Source organism: Bacillus sp. ISL-75, assembly GCF_018613095.1.
In genome coordinates this window covers 70,956-95,445 of record NZ_JAGGQX010000026.1, presented here as the reverse complement: position 1 = coordinate 95,445, position 24,490 = coordinate 70,956, and the positions used below count along the sequence as shown (strand labels likewise).

Here is a 24,490-nt window from a genome sequence, read left to right as displayed (position 1 = left end):
TTATATTTTCAGCAGTCTCGTTGGGGAACCTCTTCTTTTTTTGTATCTATAATTTACTTAATATTTGTTACTCAAGGCAGGGTTTCGATTTCTAATCGTATTGAATCGGTCTTCCTCATGATCAGTTGTTGGTTCCACGTCTAAAGGAATTTCTTCTTCACTGTCGATCATATCATGGGCAGAGTCTTCTCTTTTCTTGACCAGGACTAAGATCTTACCTTCTTCAACGGACTCCCCATAATACTTGGCGTCATCGTCTGGGATACCAAGTCCGATCAGTGCTCCAGTTAATCCTCCTAAACCTGCGCCGGTTAAAGCACCCATTATGCTTGCGGCAATTGGACCTGCGGCAACTATCGGACCAATTCCCGGTATGGCAAGAGCGCCAAGTCCAGCTAATAATCCTGTTGCGCCACCAAGTGCCCCACCTGTAATCGCACCTGTGGCGGCGGTATCTTCAACTGCAGTGCCTGTTTCTTCGGTAACGTAATCAACATGATTGTGATCTTTACCGATTACACTGATTTCTGACTTATCGTATCCCCAGTTTACAAGATCCTCAATTGCGGCAATGGCCTCTTGTTCGGATTGATAAACACCTACAATGTTTTTTTCATATTTGTTCATTTTACTCCTCCTCCTATTTAAAATTTGGATGTTTTATAAAAAATGAATATAGTAGTATCATCAATAGGCTGCCACTGTGTATGTTTACTATCTTGATAGTTTATCCTTCACTTCTCCAACGCCTTCTTTTATTTTGCCTTTTGCTTTATCCATTTTGCCTTCTGCTACCTTTGAATCATCATCTGTTAAATGACCCCATTGTTCTTTTGCTTCACCCTTTACTTGATCTACATTACCTGACAATTTATCCTTATTCATATTGTTTAGCCTCCTTGTATTGTTCTTATGGATTTTTATTATCTAGTTCATCTTTCTTTTCACCATCGCTAATACCATTATCTTGATCTACTCCATCACCAACACCGTTATCTTCTAATTTTTTCTCTACATTATTCATAGCTTCTTTCATGTTCGCCTTCGCGTCCTTCATCGTTCCGCTGGCGTCTTTCTGAGTATCATTATCTACGGCATCTTTTTGTTGTCCATCACTAATGCCATTATCTTGGTCGACTCCATCTCCACAACCGGCTAATCCGCCGAATGTAAGGGAAGCAGCCATTCCACCCACTAATAATTTTTTCTTCCAATTCCTAGTCATTGCTGATTCCTCCTTCTAATGGAACGGTAAGTATCTTTTAGAAGTGCCAAGAGCTGCGCTATCTGCTGTTAAGCAATGAAATCTCATCCAATAAGTAAACGTGGGAGGTTAATGGTGCCAATATGGTTATTGGATTTGCTATTAAACTCATACCTTTCAGCCCCTTTCGTTTGCATATTGGTTATATTCCCACTGGATAAAATACGAAACCTCAATTTTTTTAAGAGGAAGGTATGGATGATCCATACCAGAATAAAAAATCGTTTTATTTCTATTAAGAGCCCTTTTTTAGCAGCCTCTGATTAACTTTTAAAAAAAATTTAATTGATGGGGATTGAACCAACTAGTAGAAAAAATAAGGTTTCATTTCTTTTATTAGGGTTATATATCCAATAGAAAACTTACTTACGTAAATAAGTTGGAAACTGAAAAATGGGGAAAAGGAGATCGATACGATGGATATGAATCAAATGATGACGGGTTGGTACTCTTATTTTAACCAGCTTCCGAACTTGCTGTTTGCCCTTCTTGTATTATTGGTTGGCTGGCTGATCGCTAAGAGTATCGGAAAAGGTGTCGAGGCAATTTTAAAGAAAACACGCTTTGATGATAAGCTTTTTTCAAACTTTGGAAAGAGAAAATACTCATCTGAAGTGATTATCGGAAAAATTGTTTATTATATTTTACTAGTGTTTGTGTGGATTATCTTTTTTAATATGCTGAACTTAAGCTTGATTGCCACACCACTGGTTCAAATGTTATCAATCATTACAGCAGCGATTCCGAACGTTTTAAAAGCTGCTCTAATATTACTACTAGCTTGGGCAGTTGCCTCACTCGTTCGTATGCTCTTTAAAAAGGCCTCTGCAATGTTTCATTTTGAACGTCTTTTAGTCAAATGGAAGATAACAAATGATCCAGCGGATGCTGTAAGTAAGGTAAACAGTATCGCAAAAGCTCTTTTCTACTTTGTTTTCTTACTATTTTTACCAGGGGTCTTAGATGCATTGCAAATGGAAGGTGTTTCTGAACCTTTCGCAAACACCCTATCAACTTTGCTTGCCTTTATACCTAAGTTATTTGCTGCCGCACTGATTGTCTTTGTCGGCTGGCTTATTGCAAAAATTGTCCGTGATATTCTAACAAACTTTTTAAGAAGTATTGGTACAGAGAGAATGGGTCAACGGTTTGGGTTAAGCCCAACAGGAGAGGGAACCACTCTTTCAAGTATGATCGGCAATATTGTGTTTATCTTAATCTTAATTCCGACGATCATTACAGCCTTAGAAAAACTCGATCTTAAAGGAATTTCTGACCCGGCTATAACGATGCTCCATCATGTGCTCTCTCTCATTCCAAACATCGCTGTAGCGGTAATCTTGATCTTGGTGGGCTTATGGCTTGGAAAATGGGTCGAAAAAATGGTTACTCAAATGCTTTGGCGCTTAAAATTTAATAATTTATTTCACCATATGGGCATTGGCTCATTAAATCCAGAGCAATCCAAGTACAATCTTTCACAAATCGTTGGTATGCTCGCAAAAATAGTGATTGTTTTATTATTTACAGTGGAAGCATTACAAATTGTCCACTTAGAGTTCTTAGTGATTCTTGCCACAGGCGTGATTGCTTATTTACCGATGTTATTCGCTGCACTAGTTATTTTAGGAGTTGGATTATATTTAGGTCATTTAGTAGAACGTATTTTACAAAACATTTTAAAGAACAGCTACTCGCGGACACTCGCAGCTGTTGGGAAATATGCAATCTTTGCAGTTACTGTCTTTATGGCATTAGACCAGCTTGGGGTTGCTCATTCCATCGTAAATGCTGCCTTTATTCTCGTATTAGGTGGAGTAGCATTAGCATTCGGCCTCGCCTTCGGTCTCGGAGGAAAGGAATTTGCCACGAAATATTTAGGTAAGCTAGATCATAAAATAGACAAGAAAATAGTAGAATAAAAGATTTAAGCAAAAGGGACAGGTTGTTACCTGATCACACGAATAACAATCCGAAACTCAGATGATTTCGGATTGTTATTTTTAATAAAAGAGAGGGAGTGAAACTTCTCTTGATGATAATAAATTTACTTTTAATCACACTATTAATCACACTTACTGGATTTTTTGTCACAATCGAATTTGCCATCGTAAAAGTACGCCCCTCCAGAATTGATCAATTGATTGCGGAAGGAAAGAAGGGTGCTGTTGCAGCAAAAAAAGTAGTATCACATCTAGATGAATATCTTTCAACCTGCCAACTGGGAATCACAGTAACGGCACTCGGGCTGGGATGGTTAGGAGAACCAACGGTAGAAAGGCTGCTGCACCCATTGTTAACGGTACTCAACCTAAATGAATCTGTTACACATATTTTATCCTTTGGGCTTGCCTTCGCCTCAGTTACCTTTTTACATGTAGTAATTGGTGAATTGGCGCCTAAAACAGTAGCAATCCAAAAAGCGGAGCTTGTAACGCTTTACTTCTCACGGCCAATCATATGGTTTAACAAAATCATGTTCCCGTTTATCTGGCTATTAAATGGTTCTGCCCGTCTGCTGGCCGGTCTATTTGGCTTAAATCCAGCATCCGAACAGGAATCAGCTCACTCTGAAGAAGAGCTGCGGATCCTCTTGTTAGAAAGCTATAAGAGCGGCGAGATTAATCAGAATGAATTACGATATGTAAACAATATTTTTGAATTTGATGAGAGATTGGCAAAAGAAATCATGGTCCCTCGCACGGAGATTAGCAGCCTTAAGGTGGACAACACGATTAATGAAGTTATTAAGAGGGTGAAAAGCGAGAATTATACTCGATATCCAGTAATGGACGGTGATATAGATAATATCATCGGAATCATAAACGTTAAAGAACTCTTAACAGTTAAGATAATGAATAAAGGTAATACGGAAGAGTTGAAGGTAAAATCCTATATCAATCCTGTTATTTACGTGATCGAAACCATTCCCATACATGACTTATTGGTGAAAATGCAAAAAGAACGTACACATATGGCTATCCTAATGGATGAATACGGTGGGACTTCTGGTTTGGTTACGGTTGAAGATATTATTGAGGAAATCGTCGGAGAAGTTAGAGATGAATTTGATGCGGATGAAGTTGCAGAGATTCAAAAGATAAAGGAAAACCATTATTTAGTAGATGCAAAATTATTAATTGAGGACGTAAATGATTTACTCGGTACAAACTTAGCGACTGCAGGAATAATTACAATTGGCGGCTGGTTTCTATCACAAAACCTTGACTCCCAAAAAGGAAGTGAAGTTGTAACAGAAGGATATCTATTCAAAATCCACACAATCAGTGGTTATCACATTTCGAATTTAGAAGTAAAAAAGATTTAAAACAAAAGAAGGCTTGGAATATCCAAGCTCTTCTAAATATTTCTTTCTAAATACTGTGAATGCTAAACAACAAGATGTTCATTTAATGTTTGCTGTAACGTTGCTTTTGTCTCAGTATAACTGTGAAGATCGATTCCTAAATTAACCATTCTTCTTACAAGTTCAGGGCGTAATCCAGTAATGATTGATTTAGCGCCCATTAACGTTACGCCAATCAATACTTTTTGAAAATTAGAAATGGTACCTTCGTCCATGTCCGATATTCCAGAAAGGTCAATAATCAATGTCAGTATCCTTAACCTTGATATATCCGTTAATACTTTTTCTTCAATAATATCCATTCGATAAGAATCCAACGTACCAATCAACGGCAATACAGCTACAGTTGTGCTGACTGGTATGATGGGAACCGAGAGATGTTCAACTAATTTCCTTTGAGAAAGAATTAATTCATCTTTATACTGTGAATAGCTAATGAAAAAGGTGTTTAGAAATTCATCAATCCCATCATTAACCTTATGTTCCAATTCGAAAAAATCTTCAATATAATTACCATTCTCATTTAATCGATCATAAAGTTTTATGAAATGCCATAAGGCACGTCTAATGGCATGCACCCATTCTAGTTTGAACGCCAAAGTTAATGAAAATTTTGCCCAAGCCACTCCTTCTTCTTTAGCAAAACTAATGAGCTCTTCTGTTTGATTTTCCACAACGTAAAGAACTAGCTTTTGAGCGTTTTTCAAAAGATCAATATTTCCAGCTTGTAAAATACGCTCAATATTAGAGGCAACATTGACAGCCTCGGATAACAGCTTATTCTGAAATTTTTCTTTGTTTTCGATAAGATAAGCCGAAATATTTTTAGTGTCATAATAGGTATCCACCGTTTGTTCCTCCTCATATAAAAAAATGTTATTTCGAGGCTTCTGCTCTAACCTGCCAATTATCCAATACCCGCTTTTTTGGACAGTTAAACATTTTTTTTTGCAAAAAAAATAAGCTTTTTTCCTTGCTTCAACTAAATGGCCTTGTTAACGGTGTGTGACTTTGATTCTTTAAATTTTCCTCCATGATGTGAATATCATCTTTAAAATACTCGGTGATAACCTCTTTTTCTCCAAATAAAAACAGCTGATCTCCTTCATGGATTTTTTCGTTGTAGATGTTTCTTCTAATCTTCAATTCACCTCTTTTGATGAATAGGGCAACAAACTCTAACTGATCATGCCCGTTTATTACTTGATTTATCGTTTTGAAAGCGAGAGAAGAGTCTTTATAGATATGCAGATTTAGTAGATAATCTTCTTTGTCTGTTAAAAATACGTCCCGGATGGGCAAATCACCAAGCTCAATATTCTGTTTCATTTTTTTATGAAATAATTTCGATAATAATTTTTGGATGCATGCCAGCTTTAATACCCCAAAGACTAGCAGGACACCACCTGCTACATATAAAATGTGATTCATTCTAAGATCGTCCGAAAGGAAATTGCTAATCGATGAAATAATCACTGCAAGGGAGAAGGCCCCAAACAGGATCAGGAAAGTGGCAAGTTTTCTTCGAATGGGGTGACCTAAAATAAGCTCGGATTCTCCTGTAGTAAAGCCAGTGCCTGTCATCAAAGATATGACCTGAAACCTTGAAATCTCCAATTTGAGCCCTGTTAACCGAAATAAAACCACGTAAATTTCGATAACGGCTGTAATGATGATGAAGTAGATGAGTAAAAAAAATAAATTCATTTTACCACCTCAAATGGTCAAAAAATTAGCTGGGGCAGTAACGTGCCCCAACCGTTTATCACTGCATTTTCTCATTAAAAAATTGAACCGAATACATAGCCCCTTCGCTGACCATATTATTATCTTCTAAATCATGTGGATGCGGGTGACCTCCTTTTTCAATCGGGAGTGTTTCACTTTTATCAAAAGGAGAAGGTTTAAATTTACGTTTCCAGTCTCTCAATACACTTTCTGCTTTTACTCTGTTTGGTTTAGAAGATAACCACATCGCTGCAGATGCCCCCATTCCAACCACAACCATTGTAGGCAAAACTCGTTTCATATCAAGACCTCCTTTAGATTTTAACAATCTCTTAAAATAGGACTTCATTTCAACTAAGTTCTATTAATCCTTTCATACCCCTTTCCCTACATTTAAAACCTAATTTTTATGTTTCATTTTTTGAAAATTAGGGGATTTAATTAGGAAAACTTCTATCAAAAGGAGATTCTATGGAGAAAACTATCGGACCGAACAAATGGAAGTGGTATCAATTTGACAAAAACGACAGGGAACGAATAGAACCAATTATTGAAAATGTTAACTGCGGGAGCACCGGATGGCTGGAACAGCTGCAGGAACATAAAACAAATTTCTTACGGATAAAAACACTTGATAATGGAAAAAAGGTTGTGACAGGTTCCCTTATTTATCAGCAAAATTTTGAAGAGGAACTAGATTATAAAATCTTTCATTTTTATGTAAGTATGGATCAGTTGATTACAGTAGATCTGATGCTGTCTTCCTTTAAACATATCCATACGGAGGACCTTCTCATGCTCATTGATCGAACGGAAAACCCGGTTGATGGCTTTTTAATTTTTTTGGGAGAACTTATGAATGAAATGTTGTATGAGATCGACCAATTTGAAGATGCGTTAAAAACACTAATCTGGAGTGTTCGGAAACGAAATGAAACGAGTATTCTTGAAAAAATCTATACGCAAAGGCATGAACTATTAGTTTGGAAGAATCTATTAATCCCGATAAAAGAGTTAAAAATGGGGATAGAGGAGATCAATCTAAATGAGGTAAGCACGGGGGATATTTTTAACACGACGTGTAAACGGATTGAACGGGCGGTTGAATTGCTCAATGAATATGAACATGAGCTTGATTCAATCATTAATTTGGAGGAAGTCATCTCATCCCATCGTGGAAATGAAATTATGAAAACCTTAACGGTCATCACAACGATCTTTACCCCGGTCATGGCGTTTGGGTCATTATGGGGGATGAATTTCAAGCATATGCCGGAACTGGAATGGAAGTTCGGCTATATAATGTCCGTCATTCTAATTGGAGTCTCAACCATCCTACTTTATGGATTTTTGAAATATAATGGCTGGACCGGTGACCTTTTAAAAGGGAAAAAGAAAGGCTCGTTTTTTAAATAAACAAAAGTAACGGTCCCCTAAGGAGGGACCGCTACTAAAATGCTTCAGCTATTGGATTGGATCAGGGATCAGATTTTCATTTTCTTGTTGCTGACTCCCGGTTTTCATCTGATTCATTTCCTTACCGAGCTTTTTGATTTCGTCTAAATTCTGGGCCATCGAGCCATTATTGTTTTTTTCGACTGATTGTGGTGTGGCACCATGTTTTTTTTCGATGATTTGGGATGTGGACCCATATTCCTTAAACTGTTGGAGCATTTTCTCTTTATCCATTGCGTCTCCTCCTACTTGGAAAAATTAGGTTACAAAGATTCTATTCTACCTTTAATGTACCCCTTTTTTTTCGTTTGAAACCTTGAAGATATTAGGGCTAAAAGTCTATGCCGTTTTCTTCATTTTTTAGCTAGCATAAATTGGTATAATTCTAGATAACAAATAATTCTTCGAACTTCGAAGATATATTTAGGTGGGAAATGATGAAAAAAGTAAATCAAATAGTGGAATATGTTCAAACGAATCGGGAGCAAATTTTAAAAGAGTGGTCAGAAAAACTAATCTCTATGGATGAACAAAGAGCAGCTAATTTGATATCAGAGAAAGTCTATATCAATATTTGTAATGATTATATAAATTTACTAATTAATAGTTCTACCAATCAACAGAAAAATAGTGAAAGCAAGATCAGTGAATTTACTCAAAAAATAGTTCAACTCGGCTGGACATTAGGTTTTATTATGGACAGTTTAAGTGAATTTGGAAAAATTGTTTTCTTTCCGATGGCAGATAAGACCTCAGAAAAGGAACAAGTTGAATTTATTTTGGACTATGACAAATGGATTAGTCCGATCAACGTTGCCGTGTTTAATCAGTTTGCGGAAACTTGGCAAAGAACGGTATCCTTACAAAAAATTGCGCTTCAAGAGCTATCTGCACCGCTTATCCCGATTTTTGATAATATTACGATCATGCCTTTAGTAGGAACCATTGACACAGAAAGAGCAAAGTCGATTATGGAAAATTTATTACAAGGGGTTGTTAAGCATCGCGCTCAAGTGGTCTTAATTGATATCACAGGAGTTCCTGTCGTAGACACGATGGTTGCCCACCATATTATCCAGGCATCCGAAGCCGTAAGATTAGTAGGAGCAAAATGTTTAATCGTTGGGATTCGTCCAGAGATCGCACAAACAATCGTTAATTTAGGAATTAATTTAACTCAAGTCATGACAAAGAATAGCTTACAAAAAGGAATTGAGGCTGCCTTGGAAATGACGAATCGAAAGGTCATATCAACGGAGGAATAATAATGGTCGCTAGAATACCTATACTAAAGTTATATAACTGCCTGCTTATTTCTATTCAGTGGGAACTTGATGATCAAACGGCAATCCAATTTCAAGAAGATTTGCTTTATAAAATCCATGAAACTGGATCGAATGGTGTAGTCATCGATTTAACGTCTATTGATGTGATTGATTCATTTATTGCAAAAGTATTAGGCGATGTTATTAGTATGTCCAAATTGATGGGGGCAAAAGTAGTTTTAACAGGCATCCAACCAGCTGTAGCCATTACATTAGTTGAACTAGGAATCCATCTTCAAGAGGTGCTTACAGCACTAGATTTAGAAAAGGGGTTAGAAACACTACAACGGGAGTTGGGGGAGAAAGCATGGAGAACGAATCCTATGTGAAAATTATTACCGAATGGGATATCGTTGCAGCTAGGCAACTAGGAAGAAATATTGCCAAGGAGCTTGAATTTGGTACAGTTGACCAAGCAAGAATCACGACAGCGATTTCTGAGCTTGCACGTAATATTTATTTATATGCAGGACAAGGTGAAATACGGATTGAACGCATAAATGGACGTGATAAACGTGGTATAAAGGTGATCGCTGCTGATAATGGACCAGGAATTCGGGATATTAGAAAAGTGATGGAAGATGGATATTCCACATCAGGTGGGTTAGGAGCGGGATTACCGGGGGTTAAGCGGTTAATGGATGAATTTGATATTACTTCTTCACTAGAGGAAGGTACGATTATTAAGACGGTAAAATGGACTCGTTAGGAGGATTGCTAGCGTATGGAAATTTTCAAATCAAGGTATCGTCATTTGCTTCGCAGTTATCTGAAAGAATCATCCGAAAAAGCTTTGTACCAAGCACAACTATTTAGTAGAAAATCGATTTTACAGCAAATTTCTCCTGAGGAAATTGTCAGTTTACATAGTGAAGCGTTGAAAGAAATTTTTCCGGATATTCAAAAAGAGGTCTTATTGTCCTTTGATTTTCTCTTAGAGGTGATGATGGACTATGGCTTAGCCTACCAGGAGCATCAAAGCATGCGGGATCAACAGCTTGAAATAAAATCAGAAATTGAAATTGCGGCAAGCATTCAAGAAAATTTACTAGAAACATCTATTCCTCAAATGGACGATTTAGATATTGGGGCAACAAGTATTCCTGCCAAACAAATGAATGGGGATTTTTATCACTTTATTCAAGAGGGGCAAAGTATTCATATAGCCGTTGCAGATGTAATTGGTAAAGGAATACCTGCAGCCATTTGTATGTCGATGATCAAGTATGCAATCGATAGTTTACCAGAGTCTAAGAAAAGTCCTCACTTTGTTTTAGAAAGTATAAATAGAGTCGTAGAAGATAATCTGGATGAAGGTATGTTTATTACCATGTTCTATGGGATGTACGATACAGTTAACCATTCCTTTACTTATGGTGCAGCAGGGCATGAACAAGGATTCTATTATCATTCCGTTACGAATTCATTTGAAGATCTCGTGACAAAAGGTCTAGTATTAGGCGTGGACCCGAACTTTACATATGAGCAGTATCAAAAACAAGTGGAACCCGGGGATATGATTGTCTTATTATCGGATGGAGTGACGGAAGCAAGAACAGAAGAAGGTTTTATCGAACGTTCAGTGATAACTGACTTAATTCAAAAATATAAGCAATTAACCGCACAAGAAATGGTGGAACAAATTTATCGTGAGTTGGAAAAGATGCAGGACTTTGAAATGAATGATGATTTTACGCTAATTATTTTTCGAAGAAAGGTTTAATCTTCCATGGGTGCGGGTAAGTACATAAAAATAGATTAAATTCCTGAGGTGATAATGAATGGATTTAAAAGTTGATAAACACCAAAATAATAGGAAGACATTCGTTTTTGTTGCAGGAGAAATAGATGCATACACTGCACCAAAGCTACGAGAGGAATTATTACCACTCGCTGAAGAGCAAAACCAATCACTGATCGTCAGTTTAAAAGATGTGTCATATATTGATAGTACTGGCCTAGGTGTATTTATTGGTTTATTCAAACTAATAATGAAAAATGATGGTGAATTAAAGCTCGTGGACTTGTCAGATCGGTTGGAACGACTCTTTCAAATTACAGGTCTAAGCAACATCATTGATATTTCTACGAACTAGAGAGGTGGGGTACAATGAAACAATTAGTTGACTACATTGAAGTGAAAATGCCTGCTAAGCCGGAATATGTAGGGGTAATCCGATTAACGTTATCAGGAATCGCCAGCAGAATGGGATATGCCTATGAGGAGATTGAAGATTTAAAGATTGCCGTCAGTGAAGCATGTACGAATGCCGTTCAACATGCTTACAAAGATAACGCCGGCGGAGAAACAATTGTTGGATTTGGAATTTATGAAAATAAACTTGAAATTATGATCGCTGATAATGGCGAGAGTTTTAATTTTGAACAGACAAGAAGCAAACTAGGCCCATATTCCGCCTCAAGTGCTACCGACCAACTGGTGGAGGGAGGGTTGGGTCTATATTTGATGGAAACGCTCATGGATGAAGTCCATGTATTTGATAATGAAGGAGTAACAGTCTTCATGGTGAAGTATTTAAGTGGGGAGCGTGCAGGTCATGACACAACCATTTCGAACTATGAAGAGAACTAAGGAAGAAATCAACGCTCTAATCAAAGACTTTCAGCTAAATGAGAGTAAGTCAGCTCAAGAAATATTAGTAGACCACTATACTCCGCTAGTTGGAAGCCTTGTGATGAAATATTCAAAAGGCGGCAACTTTCATGAGGATCTCATGCAAATAGGAATAGTCGGGCTATTGGGTGCGATACGAAGATATGATCCGGAACTTGGATCATCCTTTGAAACATTTTTAATACCAACAGTTATCGGAGAAATCAAACGATACTTAAGGGATAAAACATGGGGAGTCCATGTCCCGAGGCGGGTAAAGGAATTATGGACGAAAATAAAGCCCGTTGTCGATGAACTGACCAATCAACATCAAAGGTCACCAAAGATCCATGAAATTGCCGAGCATTTGGACGTTTCGGAAGAAGAAGTATTAGAAGCGATGGAAATGGGTAAAAGTTATCAAGCCGTATCTGTGGATCGTTCAATTGAAACGGGCTCAGATGGCAGCACGGTTACAATTCTCGACACTATCGGATCGTATGACGATGGTTTCAAAAGAGTCGACCAAAGGCTCTTGCTTGAGAGTGCTTTGCATGTGCTATCAGAACGAGAAATAGAAATCCTCCGTTATACATTCATCGCTAATAAGAGTCAGAAAGAAACAGGAGAGTCCTTGGGGATTTCTCAGATGCATGTATCTCGTCTTCAAAAAAAGGCGATTCAAAAATTACGACAGGCACTAAACAAAGATAATGCCAATACAGGAGTAACAAATGCTTGAACTTGAATCAAATGAATATATTCAAACTTTAGTGTATCAGATTCAAAAGGAAGGTAATGTGTGTAACGGCGATAGTTTTTTTATTAAGACAACGGATGATTACTTTATTTGTGCCGTTGCGGACGGTTTGGGAAGCGGGATATACGCACATGCCTCGTCTAACGCGATTCGGGAAGTGGTAGAACAATACCATTATGAAGAGGTCCTTGTATTAATCGATTATTGTAATAAAGTCCTTAAGGATAAAAGAGGTGCAACCGTATCTCTTTTTAAGGTAGACTTATTACTTAAAAAAATTACTTATAGCTCCGTAGGAAACATTCGCTTTGTTCTTTATTCGCCCTCAGGTCAATTTTTCAATCCAGTCCCTGTCTATGGATATTTATCTGGAAAGCCGCAAAAATATGGAATCGAAACGTTTACGTATGAAAAAGATGCGAAGTTTATTATTCATACGGACGGGATTTATATTCCCGCCATTAAACATTTATTATCAAGTATTCGGTCCATTGAAGAGATGTCGAATCATTTAAAAATGTATACGAAAACACGGAATGATGACTTAACCTATATTATCGGTCAACTCTTGTAACCTACTATTATAAGCGTAACAAAACACGTATCCAACCGTTTTTGGATACGTGTTTTGTTTTGTCCGTTCACAGTGCCCGTGAGAGAGAAAAAAAGGCAGGGACGGTCACTGTCAGGAGTTCAGAGTGCCCGTGAGAGAGAAAAAAGGGTGTCAGCTGTAAAGCTGACACCCTTTCACAATACATTTATCCTGCCAGAAAGGCTTCGAGCATCCATCTGTGCTTTTCTAAGGAAGTGCGAATCGCAATGAACAGATCAGCCGTAGGTTGATCATCGTTGTCCTCGGCCAAGGTGATTCCCTCTGTAAGCTCGGTGCAGACGGTGTTAAAATCATCGGCCAGTGTCTGAATCATTCCCTCGGCATTTTCGTCGCCCGCGGCCTCCTTGATGGAAGAGATCTGTAATTGCTCCTTTAGTGTCGCCGTTGGTAAATTGCCTAGTGACAGCATTCTTTCAGCGATGGTATCAAGATGGAGCGCCGACTCCTTATACAATTCTTCAAATTTAGGATGCAGGGTGAAGAAATTTTCACCTTTTACATACCAGTGGTAGTGGTGCAGCTTCATATAAAGAACTGAGAAATTAGCTACCTGTGTGTTGAGAGTCTCTGTTACTAAACTATTTTTTTCTTTTACTTTTGCCATTTTCATTACCTCCGTTTAGTGGAATAGTGTTGATATCTATTCCATACCCCGGATTACATCATTTGAAACCATGAAAAAATTTTTTTCCAAGAAAGTTTATCTAAAGGCGTAGGTGCCTGTTCTCTCAATTGCGGGGGGCGGGCATCTTTTTTTTAGGAGCAGGATTAATCTCCGTATAAATCGGGTATTACCCCATAAGGGTATCTAGATAAAATTATGGGGGAGAACAACGTTATGAAAAAACGGAGAATGGAATTTGTTTTTGTCATTATGATGATTGCTCTAGCATATTTGGTGTTTTTTACAGACGTTCCTTTCCTGCCGAAAATGATATCAATGGCATTCTACGGCGTAATTATCTTGATTACAGTGTTTTCCTTGATGCTCGAAAATCGGACGGCACAAAACACGCTTTTGTGGATACATATATTGGTGTTTTTACCGGTACTCGGATATATCATCTATGTCTATTCCGGGCAATTATTTTTAAAAGGCTACCTATTTAAAAGTAAGCGCATCAAAGATCGTGAAGTGTTTGAAACAATTAGTAGGAAAAAGCAGAAAGTCGAGTTTTCGCAGCTTAATCATCACCAGCATCATTTCGCTCACTATCTGGATCGGGCGACATTCACACCAACGAATACCAACACGAAGACAAACATATTAAAAAATGGCGAGGAAACTTTCCGAGAAATGAAAAGTGCGCTTAAGAAAGCAAACGACTTTATCCATATGGAATATTATATCTTCCGAGATGACCGATTAGGCAGTGAGATCATCGACATCTTAATCGAGAAAGTGCAGGAAGGAGTAGAAGTCCGTCTTATGTACGACGCGATGGGAAGTATCACACTTTCAGGCGCCGCTTTAAAAAAAATGAAGGAGGCCGGAATCATGGTCCATCCTTTTTTGCCCATAAAAAGCGGCCTTTATAATCAAAAGTTTAACTTCCGGAATCATCGAAAAATCGTTGTCATTGACGGGAAGGCAGGATTTGTCGGCGGACTGAACATTGGGGTCGAATATCTTGGTGAAGACGAGGAAATCGGATTTTGGTGTGATACACATGTCGTCATGGAAGGGGAAGCAGTCCAAACATTGCATGCCGTTTTTTTATTAGATTGGAGGTATGTTAGTGGGGAAATGCTGGTTATGGACGAACGCTATATGAAACCCATACCTGCCGCTGGAGATGGTTTAGTTCACGTCGTCGCCACCGGCCCCGAAACCGAACGGATGAGTGATCATTATTATGCGATGATCTCATGTGCAACAAAATCGATTTGGATTGCGTCGCCGTATTTTGTCCCTAATCAAGCGATTCGAACGGCACTAAGGATTGCTGCCAAAAAAGGGATTCAAATACGAATCATGGTGCCTGACACCAATGATGGTTTTCTCACCCAATATGCTTCTCGGTCGTATTTACCTGAACTTTTGCGTTCTGGAATAGAAATTTATGCGTACCAAAAAGGGTTCCTCCATAAAAAGGTGATGATTGTTGATGGGGACCTTGCCACAATTGGAACAGCCAATATGGATATGCGCAGTTTTCGTCTCAACTTTGAAGTGAATTTATTTTTAATAGGCACAGATTCCATCCAAGACCTAGTGGCCCATTATGAGGAAGATCGAGAGGATTGTCTGAGAATTCGCCCAGTGGAATTTTACAAAAGAGGATTTACTGAAAAGGCAAAAGAGTCATTTGCTCGTCTATTTTCGGGGATTTTATAAAATTTCTAATATAGAAGAAAAAAGGGGCAAACAAACATGAAACGAAATCATACGATGATGCAATTTTTTGAATGGAATGTAGATACAGATGGTACGCATTGGAACCGCCTGAAGGAGTTGGCACCCGAACTGAAAAGGAAAGGAATCGATTCGGTTTGGATTCCACCGGTAACAAAGGGTCAATCAGGAGAAGACCAAGGATATGGTGTATATGATCTGTATGATCTGGGTGAATTTGATCAAAAAGGGACGGTCCGCACGAAATATGGAACGAAGCAAGAATTACAGGATGCGATTGCCGCATGTCATGAAAGTGGGATGGATGTCTATGTAGATGTGGTCATGAATCATAAAGGGGGGGCAGATGAAACAGAGCTATTTCAAGTCATTGAAGTGGACCAGGATGACCGAACAGAAGAAATTTCTGAGCCGTTTGAAATAGAGGGGTATACGAAATTCACCTTCCCAAATCGAAAGGACAAGTACTCTACTTTTAACTGGGGATTTGAGCATTTTAATGGAATAGACTACGACGCAAAAACAGATAAAGCCGGGATTTTTCGGATTGTAGGAGAGGGTAAAAAGTGGAATGATTATGTCGATGATGAATTTGGTAATTATGACTATTTAATGTTTGCTAATATTGACTACAATCATCCAGAGGTACAAGAGGAAATGATCCAGTGGGGGAACTGGCTGGCCGATACTTTACAATGCAATGGTTACCGTTTAGATGCGATTAAACATATTGATTATCATTTTATTAAAAGTTTTGTAGATAATGTAAGGCAGCAGCGAGGAGAAGACTTTTATGTTCTAGGTGAGTTTTGGGTCCCGGAACTAGAAGCATGCCAAACATTTTTGGAAAATGTTGATTTCAAACTGAATTTATTTGATGTTCCGCTTCATTATAAATTACATGAAGCGTCTAAAACGGGAGCTGATTTTGATCTGACCACGATTTTCGATGATACATTAGTGAATGTGAATCCAGAACATGCGGTCACTTTTGTGGACAATCATGATACACAACCAAACGAAGCCCTTGAATCATGGGTGGAGGACTGGTTTAAGCAGAGTGCTTATGCACTTATCCTGCTTCGCAAAGAGGGACATCCATGTATATTTTATGGAGATTATTTTGGCATTGGGGGAGAAGAACCAATCGAAGGAAAACAAGAAGCGATGGATCCGCTCCTTTATGCTCGTTACCATAAAGCCTATGGTGAACAAGAGGATTATTTCGATGACCCCCATCTGATTGGATGGGTCCGTCAGGGGCTTGAGGAAATGGAGTCTTCAGGCTGTGCCGTCCTCATTTCCAATCAAGACGAGGGCGAAAAAAGAATGTTCGTCGGTGAAGCGCGGGCTGGAGAAGTATGGGTCGACCTAACAGGAACGAGAGACGATCATATTATAATTGAAGAAGATGGATTTGCCACCTTCCTTGTTAATGGTGGCAGTGTCTCGGTTTGGGCTCATTCTGAACAAGAATAGTTGCTATTTTAAAATAAGAATCAAAAAGGAAAGCACCTTGTTGTTTAAAGGCGCTTTCCTTTGTCTAAAAAATGCTGCATAAAAAGAGACTGCATGATTAGCAGCCTCTTGAGTGTAAGTTATCCTATTATAATTATGCTGTATGTCTCATGCTTTTTAAAATAAAGCCAACGATTAGGGTGAGAATAATCGCTCCTATGATGGCTGGAATAAGATAAAAACCGCCCACTTCAGGTCCCCAATCTCCTAATATCAATGAACCGAGAAAAGCACCAATAAATCCAGCGATGATATTTCCAATTACACCTCCGGGTAAATCACGTCCAATGACAAGACCACCTAACCAACCGATGATTCCTCCGATAATTAAAGACCAAATAAATCCCATGAAAATTCATCCCTTTCAAATTTTAATGTGAATCTACTAAGGTAAGTACCCGTTATTTCAATGGACAAACCTTTTTTGATAAAAAAATTACACCATTTTCCACTCCGAACGAAGATGAAAGAGGAGATAAACGCATTCAAACAGCGGATGAGCTTCAGTACCTGCACGGCAATTCAGCGTCTTAAATGAGAGGGAAATCGTTAGGGAGAACAGTTAATCTTTACAAAAAAGGTTTCAACTTTTTAAAAAGGGTTATATATCAAATAGAACAACAAGATGCATTTAACTTACTAACGAAATCAAGATGGTCACACATTAAAAATTGAGGAGGAAGTTAAAATGACACAAGTAAAAATAGTAGAAAATGGGCTTCAAGCAAAGAAGGAAATTGAACAATTTTTAAATCAAGGGTTCGAAAAAGATGAGGTCTACTTATTGGCCCACGGCAAAGATCGTTCAGAAGATTTGTCAGATGCACTGGATACCAATGAAATTGGGGTAAACGAGCAAGGCGTCTTTGATTCAATCGCAAATGTTTTTCGATCACGCGGGGACGAACTACGCTCTAAAATGGAATCCTTAGGATTAACCGATACAGAAGCACAACAATTTGAAAAAGAATTGGACAGGGGACGCGTATTGGTGGTCGCTGCAAAATAAAAGTAACACAGTTTTACTAGGTTAGTATAATGATAGGAAACAAAAAGGAACTTTCCTTTTGTTTCCTATCCCTCATCATATGAAGAAAGGGGTAAGGTGTGGATGAAATTTTCAAGAGTGAACTTAGGTGATTTTTTTGGAGGAAACATCAGAGCCCGGCGCAAAATGAGAGTAGATCATAGTTGGGATTCGAATTTTGAAAATCCGATCATACACAAGGAAATACAGGGCGAGAAAGTATATGTCCCATTAAATCTAGGCAGGGTTTGGAATCAGGTAAATTAATGGTAAGTGTGTGGTTTATGTATTTTTGTACGGTATTAGAAACCGAGGTCGTATCAACCGACCAGATAAAGCAATAAAAATTCGCCTTCTTTTCGAGTAACAGGAAGGTGAATTTTTTTTTAAGATAGAAAATGTGTTTATTTTTTAAAAATGGATACAAAAGGAAACTTTTCTGACCTTCTTTGTGATAGAATAATCTTTGTGTGAAAAAAGGAGGTTACCGAGTGATAAATGATTTTGGGCAAATTGCCGTGTTAAGTATCCTGTCTCATTTAATTTTTATAACGATTTCCTGGTGGGCCCTACAAGCAATCCGTTTGGAAAAATTGCTGAAACCCAACCATGTATTTCAGGCGCGCTTACTTTACATATTATTAGCCATTTTCGTTGGGTCATCTGTTAGTAACTTTTTCCTTGATTATCTTCAATGGTCGCAGCAGCTGCCTTTGATCATGCAAAATATACAATTGGTAAAAATTTAGGTCTTCGTACATGTTTCAATTTGTTAATAAATTGAGTACAATCGTCTTTATGTGGAAAAATAACTTCAAATGAACTGTCATAAAGTTTGGAACTTGTCTAAAAGTGACGACATTTCCCAAGTATGCTACTCCTCTACCTGGTAACAATGGTAATGAGGGGGAGTAGAGATGAAGAGAAATCGTAAGATCCTTTTGAGCGTGATAACAATCATCAGTTTAATCCTGGTTGTTATTGGGAACCAAACTGAAGCAAACGGTGGCGGAATCGGCTCCATTTTTCAAAAAGAAATGGACTTAACGAAAATAGGCTCTATTTTACAAGCCGAAGATATTTTGCTCGATGATTGGACTTTTTATGCAAGAGAGCATTTGGATGGCCTAAAAAGTGAGCAGGAAGTTAAGGAATATGCTAAAGAGCTTCAAACGAAGTTTCCTGATTGGGAATGGTCTGTAAAAAGTACCAGCGAAAAATGGGAAGTAACGGCAGTATCTCCAACGACTAAACACCACATAGAAAAGCTTCAAATGATGGCAACCCACACAAAACAACCGGTTAATGCGTATATAGTATATAGTATCAGTGGTAAAGAGTGGAACAAGTCTACCGAGGCCTATTTCACGACCCGTCAATTTAAATCTAGGCTGTCTGACATATTTCGAGGGAAACCAACAATTTTCTCTTGTATGAAAGGTACGGTCGGTGATAAGATGAATACGGCTTTACCCAAGACAGCAAATCATTTGCTGTCCGTATTTAAGGCAAAAGAAATCGAAGCGTTAAAAGAGGAGACATTCATGTCTGTTTCGGCGAACTCGCCGATGTTTAAAGGCTCCATAGATGATCAAAGAGATAACATGAATTTACAAATTGGTATACGCTCCGAAGGATTGGGCGGTAAGACTACCATAGTAGTTGGCACACCAATCATTACGATTGAATATTAATATAGAGAAAATGGACGCGGAGGGGAATACTCTTGGAAAAGATTATCGTCCGCGGCGGAAAAAGGCTTGATGGAACTGTTAAAGTAGAAGGCGCAAAAAATGCTGTCTTGCCTGTACTCGCTGCAACATTATTAGCAAGTGACGGAAAAAGTGTAATTCGTGATGTACCTACACTCTCCGATGTATACACAATTAATGAAGTTTTACGCAACTTAAACGCTGAAGTGTCGTTTGAAAACAATACAGTCGTAGTAGATGCATCCAGAGTGTTAAAGGATGAGGCGCCATTCGAATATGTTCGAAAGATGCGCGCGTCTGTGCTTGTCATGGGATCATTACTCGCTCGAAATGGCCGTGCACGTGTGGCCCTGCCGGGTGGCTGTGCTATTGGATCCCGTCCTATCGATCAGCATCTCAAAGGCTTTGAAGCCATGGGAGCGTCAGTGAAGGTAGGAAACGGTTTTATTGAAGCGGAAGTAAATGGCCGCTTAAAAGGTGCAAAGATTTATTTGGATTTCCCAAGTGTTGGGGCTACCGAAAACATTATGATGGCTGCAACTCTTGCGGTTGGTACGACCATTATTGAGAACGTGGCAAAAGAACCAGAAATCGTTGACCTTGCAAACTTCTTGAATAGTATGGGCGCTAAGGTTCGCGGCGCTGGCACTGGGACACTTCGTATTGAAGGTGTGGACGTGTTATTTGGCGCAGAACACCATATTATTCCTGACCGAATCGAAGCGGGAACCTTTATGGTGGCTGCCGCAATCACTGGCGGAAATGTATTGGTAAAGGGCGCAGTTCCTGAACATTTATCTTCTTTGATTGCAAAAATGGTTGAAATGGGTATCACAATCCGTGAGGAAGAAGATGGCGTTCGTGTCATCGGAACCGATCGTTTGAAGGCTGTTGACATCAAAACGATGCCGCATCCAGGTTTCCCAACCGATATGCAATCACAAATGATGGCTTTATTGCTTCGCGCAAACGGCACCTCGATGATTACAGAAACTGTGTTCGAAAACCGTTTTATGCATGTTGAGGAATTCCGCCGCATGAATGCCGACATCAAAATTGAAGGCCGTTCTGTTATTTTAAATGGTTCTTCCAATTTACAAGGTGCGGAAGTATCTGCAACAGATCTACGTGCCGCTGCCGCATTAATTTTGACTGGTTTAGTTTCTGAAGGCTTGACACGCGTGACCGAGTTGAAACACCTAGACCGCGGCTACGTGGACTTCCACGGCAAGCTAGCAAGCCTAGGAGCCGACATCGAACGTGTTACTGAAGCAGACGAAATATTCACAGAAGTTCAAGACTACGTATCGGATATGAACGCTTAGTTTGGATCTTGAATCGTGTAACTTGTATTGGATTTGTTAGGCGAAGCTTAACCAAATTCCTACAGCCAATAAAAACAAACGCAAAACAACGGGCCCTGATGTAGAATCAGGGCCTTTTTTACTTTTCCGGGAATCGTAGTGTGGCGCGTGCGTGAGTGCGTGTGTTGTGCATGTCCGTATGGTATGTACATTTGTGTTTGAGTGGTGCCTGACACCAACAAAAGACATTTGTCCACGAGCGGTGCCTGACACCCGTTTCATTATTTATATAAAAAATCCGTAATAAATGCTTGTCCGCCTCCATATGTATTAATTGAGACGCAACCCGCCTGTGCATCTTGCGGGGTTGTGAATTTGCAAACTGGAGGCACTATCATGATAAAAATCAAACCTTTCGTCGTACTAGCAGCAGTCCTCATTGCCTTGACATTAATTATTCCCGCAGTTCTCGTGTTACCGTTTTCGGATGAGCATCGGGCGAGTGGGAGGTTAGGGGAGGATTTAACCAAGACCCCGGCCAAAGAAACCAAAGCGGTGCCCACTTCTTCCGATCCGGCCGTCGAAGTTGCGGTGTTCCGTACCTCAAAATCCCAAATTGAGAATGTACAATTAGAAGATTACCTCGTTGGTGTGGTAGCAGCTGAGATGCCGACAGAGTTTAAGGAAGAAGCCCTGAAGGCCCAAGCACTAACAGCGAGAACATATATCGTGAAAAGGTTATTAAGTAAGGATACGCTCGGCGTCCCTAAAGGTGCGCAGGTAACGGATACCCAAATCCATCAGGTTTACATGAATGATGATGAACTAAGAAGGGAATGGGGAATGGAGTACGACGCGAAAAGGAAGAAGGTTTTAAACGCTGTTCGGGCAACGGCTGGGCAAATTTTGGCCTATGATGGCGAGCCAATTGATGCATTGTTCTTCTCCACGAGTAATGGATATACGGAAAACTCGGAAGATTATTGGGCAGGCAACATCCCATACTTAAGAAGTGTATCCAGTCCATGGGATAAAAATTCTCCGAAATTTAACAGTCAAAAGGTCATGACAGTTCATCAGTTTGAAGCGCGGCTTGGGGTGAAGCTCGGTTCGGGGTCGACGATTGGAAAAATTGTTGACCGAACAGAGGGGAAACGTGTCGGCAAGGTTGATTTTAATGGAAAGGTTTTGAGCGGGCGCGATATCCGCGATAAACTGAATCTGCGGTCATCTGACTTTGCCTGGAAGCGTAAGGGCGATAATATTGTGATTACCACCAAGGGATTCGGTCATGGCGTCGGAATGAGCCAATACGGGGCTAACGGAATGGCAATGGAAGGAAAGAATTATAAGGAAATTGTGAAGCATTATTATCAAGGAGTCGAGATTACCTCGGCGGATCATATGCTAGATACGGTTACTGCAAAGAAGTGAATATGTGGGGGGCCAGGCTGGGTTGGGAAGATGCCTGGCTTTTTTTGACGGGATTTTAGGTGGGAGGAGTTGAGGTTGGGTGAGTTCGACAGTAAAAGAGGAAAAGTGGACAGTAAATTTCTGGAACCGGACAGTAAATTTCTGGAACCGGACAGTAAATTTCTGGAACCGGACAGTAAATTTCTGGAACCGGACAGTAAATTATTGAAAGTGGACAGTAATCGAAAGTTCTTTCTAAAAAGTGTAATTAAGTAGAAGCCAGGCAAAGGAAAATAGCCAAAAATAGTGCTCCTTCTAAATAAAGGAGCTTGGGTTAGAAGGGAAATTGGCAATTTTTGTTGTTATGAGGGGGTTCGACAGTAAAAGAGGAAAAGTGGACAGTAAACCTTTGGAAGTGGACAGTAAAGGTTAGAAAGTCGACAGTAAATCCTCGGAACCGGATAGTAAACTTTTCAAAGTGGACAGTAAACCAGTTCTTCACAGAAAGAGGAAGAAATAATTTTCGAAGTAGTGTCGATTTTTGCAGGAATTTGCGGAGGAAGAAAAGAAGTATAGAAAAAAAAGGAAAGGAATGATGCATTTGTTTTGTAAAGAGTGCACGATGTCATTAAGAATCCAGAAACTAGAAATTCTTCTTCAAGGTGGGAGGCTGCCATACAACCATCCGATTTATCCTGAAGTAGTGGCGGAATATAAAAGTAGGATGGCTGGCTATCGGGGGGAAAAGTCCCTGGTCTTTCACCTAAGCATGCTTCCCGATGAAAAATACTACATTTTCCACGGTATACGACTATTATATCAAGGTTACTATTTTCAAATGGATTACCTAATCCTTTGTTCAGCATTTGCCTTAGTTCTTGAAGTGAAAAATATTAGCGGGGAGTTGAAATTTGAAAAAGACTTTAACCAGACTACTTGTAAAAAGAACAGGAATGAGGAAAGAATCAAAAACCCTGTATTACAAGCAAAGCTCCAGGCGAAGAAACTGAAAGGATGGCTAAAAGAACATAATTGTACAGAAATACCAATCCATTATCTTGTTGTAAACAGTAATGAAAAAACCACAATCACATCATCCTCGGGAAACGAACAGATCACTCGGCATATTTGCAATAGTGAGGATTTAATAGACAAAATAGATCAAATAGCAAATTTTAATAAGGAGGCGAAATTAGATAGTAAAGAGATGAAAAGAATAAAACGGCTTCTCCTCACAAAACACACTCCCGAAAATCCAGATATTCTTAAACAATTCAACCTATCTCCATCAGAACTTCTCCCTGGCGTAAAATGTCCCATCTGTAGCTATTTACCTATGAACTTACACTATGGAACATGGTGCTGTCCAAAATGTAAACTGAAATCCAAAATCGTCCATATACCAACAATCAACGATTATTTTCTGCTGGTAAAGCCTTCAATCACGAATGCGGAGCTGCGGAAGCTCCTTCAAATTGGTTCGACTAGTATCGCAAGTAAATTCTTAACCTCAATGAAATTACCTTTTACAGGAACATATAGAAACCGGGTCTACCATCAACCACCAAACAATCAAAAATGATCACCGCAAAAGTTGCAGTCGCTACACACGCCCCAGCACCTTCCTAAGCCGTGTAAACTTCCCTTTAAACAATGCCCCTCTGATAAAGTAAAAGCTAACCAAGATCCCTGTGAAGTCTTTTACAAGGTCAAAGAGCGAGGAAGAGCGATAGGAATAGAATGATTGGTGGATTTCGTCGCTGATGCCGTAGAGGGCTGCGAAGACTGCACAGGCTATATTCAACGCCGGTGTGAAGGCGTGGCGGCGAGTTAACATCGCTAGCACGAGCAAAACATACAAAATCGCGAACTCTATTAAATGCAACGATTCCTTTATAAAGTGGTCGATTTGGGAATCGGGCAGCTTTACAAAATGATCCGCTGGCAGACTCGACATAATCCAAATAGCCGCCATATAGGCAAACGGGAGCACCCGCCACACCCATTTTATGATTTTCATGAAAATTTCCTCCT

General features: G+C 39.2%; 29 protein-coding genes. 19 read left to right on the top strand and 10 right to left on the bottom strand.

The genetic code is table 11. The features are described from left to right. Positions 1-57 precede the first annotated feature (57 nt). The 3 genes from J7E63_RS12340 to J7E63_RS12330 form a co-directional block, all read right to left on the bottom strand. Positions 58-627 (bottom strand): general stress protein, encoded by a 570-nt coding sequence (locus tag J7E63_RS12340; protein WP_215012527.1) that lies wholly within the window; start codon positions 625-627, stop codon positions 58-60. Positions 628-714: 87 nt separating this feature from the next. Next, complete coding sequence (locus tag J7E63_RS12335) at positions 715-885, bottom strand: CsbD family protein (protein ID WP_215012525.1); 171 nt, start codon at positions 883-885, stop codon at positions 715-717. Between the two features lie 25 nt (positions 886-910). After that, on the bottom strand, positions 911-1,225 hold the full coding sequence (locus J7E63_RS12330; RefSeq protein WP_215012544.1) for a hypothetical protein: 315 nt from the start codon (positions 1,223-1,225) through the stop codon (positions 911-913). A 455-nt stretch (positions 1,226-1,680) separates the two neighbouring features. On the opposite strand from J7E63_RS12330, the gene J7E63_RS12325 reads away from it, so the two are divergent. Further along, entirely contained in the window at positions 1,681-3,186 is a 1,506-nt protein-coding gene (locus J7E63_RS12325) for a mechanosensitive ion channel (protein ID WP_215012523.1), read from the top strand. Between the two features lie 110 nt (positions 3,187-3,296). Next, complete coding sequence (locus J7E63_RS12320; RefSeq protein ID WP_215012522.1) at positions 3,297-4,592, top strand: hemolysin family protein; 1,296 nt, start codon at positions 3,297-3,299, stop codon at positions 4,590-4,592. A gap of 62 nt (positions 4,593-4,654) precedes the next feature. On the opposite strand, the gene J7E63_RS12315 is transcribed toward J7E63_RS12320, so the two are convergent. From J7E63_RS12315 to J7E63_RS12305, 3 genes are all read right to left on the bottom strand, one after another. Beyond that, complete coding sequence (locus tag J7E63_RS12315) at positions 4,655-5,479, bottom strand: STAS domain-containing protein (protein ID WP_215012520.1); 825 nt, start codon at positions 5,477-5,479, stop codon at positions 4,655-4,657. A gap of 130 nt (positions 5,480-5,609) precedes the next feature. Further along, positions 5,610-6,338 (bottom strand): hypothetical protein, encoded by a 729-nt coding sequence (locus J7E63_RS12310; protein WP_215012518.1) that lies wholly within the window; start codon positions 6,336-6,338, stop codon positions 5,610-5,612. Positions 6,339-6,396: 58 nt separating this feature from the next. After that, the gene (locus tag J7E63_RS12305; protein WP_215012516.1) at positions 6,397-6,660 is read right to left on the bottom strand and encodes a hypothetical protein; all 264 of its coding nucleotides are present in this window, start codon (positions 6,658-6,660) and stop codon (positions 6,397-6,399) included. A 170-nt stretch (positions 6,661-6,830) separates the two neighbouring features. On the opposite strand from J7E63_RS12305, the gene J7E63_RS12300 reads away from it, so the two are divergent. Further along, on the top strand, positions 6,831-7,775 hold the full coding sequence (locus J7E63_RS12300) for a magnesium transporter CorA family protein (protein WP_215012514.1): 945 nt from the start codon (positions 6,831-6,833) through the stop codon (positions 7,773-7,775). Between the two features lie 48 nt (positions 7,776-7,823). On the opposite strand, the gene J7E63_RS12295 is transcribed toward J7E63_RS12300, so the two are convergent. Then, on the bottom strand, positions 7,824-8,048 hold the full coding sequence (locus J7E63_RS12295) for a hypothetical protein (RefSeq protein WP_215012542.1): 225 nt from the start codon (positions 8,046-8,048) through the stop codon (positions 7,824-7,826). A gap of 203 nt (positions 8,049-8,251) precedes the next feature. Between J7E63_RS12295 and J7E63_RS12290 the strand changes: the two genes are divergently transcribed. The 8 genes from J7E63_RS12290 to J7E63_RS12255 are packed head-to-tail and all read left to right on the top strand — an operon-like array spanning position 8,252 to position 13,087. After that, positions 8,252-9,079 (top strand): STAS domain-containing protein, encoded by an 828-nt coding sequence (locus J7E63_RS12290; RefSeq protein ID WP_215012540.1) that lies wholly within the window; start codon positions 8,252-8,254, stop codon positions 9,077-9,079. Positions 9,080-9,081: 2 nt separating this feature from the next. After that, entirely contained in the window at positions 9,082-9,468 is a 387-nt protein-coding gene (locus J7E63_RS12285; RefSeq protein ID WP_251033506.1) for an STAS domain-containing protein, read from the top strand. After that, positions 9,447-9,848, top strand: a complete 402-nt coding sequence (locus J7E63_RS12280; protein ID WP_215012512.1) for an anti-sigma regulatory factor — start codon at positions 9,447-9,449, stop codon at positions 9,846-9,848. The genes J7E63_RS12285 and J7E63_RS12280 overlap by 22 nt, the downstream gene beginning before the upstream one ends. 15 nt (positions 9,849-9,863) lie before the next feature. Continuing rightward, complete coding sequence (locus J7E63_RS12275) at positions 9,864-10,862, top strand: PP2C family protein-serine/threonine phosphatase (RefSeq protein ID WP_215012510.1); 999 nt, start codon at positions 9,864-9,866, stop codon at positions 10,860-10,862. A 58-nt stretch (positions 10,863-10,920) separates the two neighbouring features. After that, a complete protein-coding gene (locus J7E63_RS12270) occupies positions 10,921-11,235 on the top strand; it encodes an anti-sigma factor antagonist (RefSeq protein ID WP_214712042.1) in 315 nt (104 codons plus the stop codon). A 14-nt stretch (positions 11,236-11,249) separates the two neighbouring features. Then, positions 11,250-11,732: an anti-sigma B factor RsbW gene (gene rsbW / locus J7E63_RS12265; protein WP_215012508.1), complete on the top strand. Its 483-nt coding sequence runs from the start codon at positions 11,250-11,252 to the stop codon at positions 11,730-11,732. Then, complete coding sequence (sigB, locus tag J7E63_RS12260) at positions 11,698-12,495, top strand: RNA polymerase sigma factor SigB (protein ID WP_215012506.1); 798 nt, start codon at positions 11,698-11,700, stop codon at positions 12,493-12,495. The genes rsbW and sigB overlap by 35 nt, the downstream gene beginning before the upstream one ends. Beyond that, on the top strand, positions 12,488-13,087 hold the full coding sequence (locus J7E63_RS12255) for a PP2C family serine/threonine-protein phosphatase (protein WP_215012501.1): 600 nt from the start codon (positions 12,488-12,490) through the stop codon (positions 13,085-13,087). Before sigB ends, J7E63_RS12255 begins: the two co-directional genes overlap by 8 nt. Before the next feature lie 184 nt (positions 13,088-13,271). On the opposite strand, the gene J7E63_RS12250 is transcribed toward J7E63_RS12255, so the two are convergent. Then, positions 13,272-13,730, bottom strand: coding sequence for a Dps family protein (locus J7E63_RS12250; protein ID WP_215012499.1), 459 nt, complete (start codon positions 13,728-13,730; stop codon positions 13,272-13,274). Between the two features lie 234 nt (positions 13,731-13,964). Here J7E63_RS12250 and cls point away from each other — a divergent pair, with 234 nt between their 5' ends. Both cls and J7E63_RS12240 read left to right on the top strand, forming a co-directional pair. After that, positions 13,965-15,464: a cardiolipin synthase gene (cls, locus tag J7E63_RS12245; RefSeq protein ID WP_215012497.1), complete on the top strand. Its 1,500-nt coding sequence runs from the start codon at positions 13,965-13,967 to the stop codon at positions 15,462-15,464. 36 nt (positions 15,465-15,500) lie between these two features. Continuing rightward, positions 15,501-16,961, top strand: coding sequence for an alpha-amylase (locus J7E63_RS12240; RefSeq protein ID WP_215012495.1), 1,461 nt, complete (start codon positions 15,501-15,503; stop codon positions 16,959-16,961). 133 nt (positions 16,962-17,094) lie between these two features. Here the strand turns inward: J7E63_RS12240 and J7E63_RS12235 are convergent, their stop codons facing one another. Further along, a complete protein-coding gene (locus J7E63_RS12235; RefSeq protein WP_168241256.1) occupies positions 17,095-17,349 on the bottom strand; it encodes a GlsB/YeaQ/YmgE family stress response membrane protein in 255 nt (84 codons plus the stop codon). Between the two features lie 339 nt (positions 17,350-17,688). Between J7E63_RS12235 and J7E63_RS12230 the strand changes: the two genes are divergently transcribed. From J7E63_RS12230 to J7E63_RS12205, 6 genes are all read left to right on the top strand, one after another. Continuing rightward, positions 17,689-18,009, top strand: coding sequence for a YflT domain-containing protein (locus J7E63_RS12230; RefSeq protein WP_168241255.1), 321 nt, complete (start codon positions 17,689-17,691; stop codon positions 18,007-18,009). A 509-nt stretch (positions 18,010-18,518) separates the two neighbouring features. Further along, positions 18,519-18,776 (top strand): DUF1146 family protein, encoded by a 258-nt coding sequence (locus tag J7E63_RS12225; protein WP_215012493.1) that lies wholly within the window; start codon positions 18,519-18,521, stop codon positions 18,774-18,776. 168 nt (positions 18,777-18,944) lie between these two features. After that, entirely contained in the window at positions 18,945-19,721 is a 777-nt protein-coding gene (locus J7E63_RS12220) for a YwmB family TATA-box binding protein (protein ID WP_215004887.1), read from the top strand. A 32-nt stretch (positions 19,722-19,753) separates the two neighbouring features. Next, a complete protein-coding gene (murA, locus tag J7E63_RS12215; protein WP_215012491.1) occupies positions 19,754-21,064 on the top strand; it encodes a UDP-N-acetylglucosamine 1-carboxyvinyltransferase in 1,311 nt (436 codons plus the stop codon). 375 nt (positions 21,065-21,439) lie between these two features. Next, a complete protein-coding gene (gene spoIID / locus J7E63_RS12210) occupies positions 21,440-22,477 on the top strand; it encodes a stage II sporulation protein D (RefSeq protein WP_215012482.1) in 1,038 nt (345 codons plus the stop codon). 601 nt (positions 22,478-23,078) lie between these two features. Continuing rightward, complete coding sequence (locus J7E63_RS12205) at positions 23,079-24,038, top strand: nuclease-related domain-containing protein (protein ID WP_215012480.1); 960 nt, start codon at positions 23,079-23,081, stop codon at positions 24,036-24,038. Positions 24,039-24,059: 21 nt separating this feature from the next. Here J7E63_RS12205 and J7E63_RS12200 read toward each other — a convergent pair whose 3' ends face one another. After that, complete coding sequence (locus J7E63_RS12200) at positions 24,060-24,476, bottom strand: VanZ family protein (RefSeq protein ID WP_215012478.1); 417 nt, start codon at positions 24,474-24,476, stop codon at positions 24,060-24,062. Positions 24,477-24,490: the final 14 nt, after the last annotated feature.